General features: G+C 61.7%; 2 protein-coding genes. Both read left to right on the forward strand.

Annotation, left to right across the window (positions count from 1 at the left end; genetic code table 11):
* The coding region (istA, locus tag P0119_22810) for an IS21 family transposase (protein ID MDF0668893.1) at positions 1–1053 on the forward strand (1053 nt) is incomplete at its 5' end.
* The gene (istB, locus tag P0119_22815) at positions 1050–1832 is read left to right on the forward strand and encodes an IS21-like element helper ATPase IstB (GenBank protein MDF0668894.1); all 783 of its coding nucleotides are present in this window, start codon (positions 1050–1052) and stop codon (positions 1830–1832) included. The genes istA and istB, both read left to right, overlap by 4 nt.
* The last annotated feature ends 55 nt before the right edge of the window (positions 1833–1887 follow it).

Genomic DNA, 1887 nt, shown 5'->3' on the forward strand with positions numbered 1-1887 from the left:
TATTCGGCGCGGATTCTCTATCAGGAACTGCGAGCGAGCCACGAGTACATCGGCAGTTATGAGACGGTGAAGCGAGGGGTGGCGCCGCTGCGTGAGGGTCAGCTGCAGGCGGAGCGGGCCCTCCTCCGCTTTGAGACACCGCCGGGCCAGCAGAGTCAGATTGATTGGGGCCAAGCCACCGTGCCCTTCCGCGCCGGCCCGACGGTGGTGCACGTGTTCGTGTTGACGTTGGGGTTCAGCCGACGTGGGTTCTATTACGCCTGTGCCGATGAGCGGCTGGCGCAGTTTCTCGAGGCCCATGAACGGGCTTTTGCGCATTTCGGTGGCCACACGCGAGAGCATCTGTATGACCGACCGCGAACCGTCTGTTATGCGGATGAGACGGGGCGGCGGCTCTGGAATCCCACCTTCAAAGCCTTCGCCGACTATTGGGGCTTTGAGCCGCGCGTGTGTCGGCCCTATCGGGCCCAGACCAAGGGTAAGGTCGAATCCGGCGTGAAATATCTGAAACGGAACTTTCTGCCGGGACGAACGTTTGTCGATCTGGTGGACTTTCAAACCCAACTTGACGAATGGACCGCGACAATTGCCGACCGCCGCATCCATGGCACGACGCATGAGGAGCCACTCGTCCGGTTTGCGCGAGAACGCAACCACCTGGTCCCGCTGGCGGACCAGCGCGCCTTCCAGCAGGAGGCGCGCGTCTCACGGATCGTGGCCGAGGACTATTTGGTCAGCCTGGCGACGAACCGCTACTCCGTGCCCTTCCGGCTCATTGGTCAGCGGGTTGAAGTGCAACGACGGGGGGACACGGTCCACATCTTTCACCGTGACCAAGAGATCGCGACGCACCCGGTGCTCCCGGGCCAGCACCAATTCCGAATCCAGCCCGAGCACGGCCCTGGAGCCAGTGCGCGTCTCGCCCGCCACCGTCGGTCCACGGTGAGCGATCGGTCCCCTCGCCCCGATGCCTTGCCGGAGGTCGAAGTGCGGGATCTGGCCTGGTACGAGGCGGTGTGTGAGCGCACGGCGTCGCAGGAGGGGCGGCCATGAACGCGGCGCAACTGGAACGGCTCCGTGACCAACTCACGCGCCTACGGCTCTTGAAGAGTCGGGAGCGGCTGGAGGCCCTCTTACAAGAAGCGGCCGTCAAGGAGCTGCCCTATGCCGACTTCCTCGACCAGGTGCTCGGCGAAGAAGTCGCGTCCAAGACCGCGAAGAACATTGCGATGCGGACGAGTTTGGCGCGATTTCCATTCGTCAAGAGTCTGGAGGTCTTCGACTTCAGCTACCAGCCTTCGTTGGATAAGAAGCAGATTCAGCAGGTGGCGACCTGCCACTTCATCGAGCACGGCGAGAATGTCGTGATCTTGGGGCCGCCCGGTGTGGGCAAAAGCCACCTGGCCATCGGGCTAGGGCTGCAAGCCATTGCCCAGGGCTATCGGGTGTTGTTCACGACAGCCGCCGCCATGATCGCTACGCTGACTCGGGCGCTCACGGAGAATCGGCTGGAGGACAAGCTGAAGCTCTATACCATTCCCCGGTTGCTGATCATTGATGAGATCGGCTATCTGCCCATTGACCGCACCGGGGCCAACTTGTTCTTTCAGCTCATCTCACGCCGCTATGAGAAGGGGCCGATGATTTTGACCAGTAACCAGAGTTTCGGGGCTTGGGGCGAGGTGTTTGGCGACCGGGTGCTGGCGACTGCGATCCTGGATCGGGTGCTCCACCACGCGATCACCATCAACATCCGGGGCCATTCCTACCGGCTGAAGGAGAAACTCAAAGCCGGACTTGTGCGGGTCGAAGAAGCGTCAACGACAACCTAACGGGGTGGGGAATTTTCGATGACCATAACTGGGGCAATTTGGATGACCCTTGACA

Origin of the sequence: Nitrospira sp. (assembly GCA_029194665.1) — a bacterium.
Classification (GTDB): Bacteria; Nitrospirota; Nitrospiria; order Nitrospirales; family Nitrospiraceae; genus Nitrospira_D.

Excerpts from the sequence above, each read along its gene's own strand:
- istB (MDF0668894.1), top strand. The coding sequence starts at position 1,050 with ATGAACGCGGCGCAACTGGAACGGCTCCGTGACCAACTCACGCGCCTA.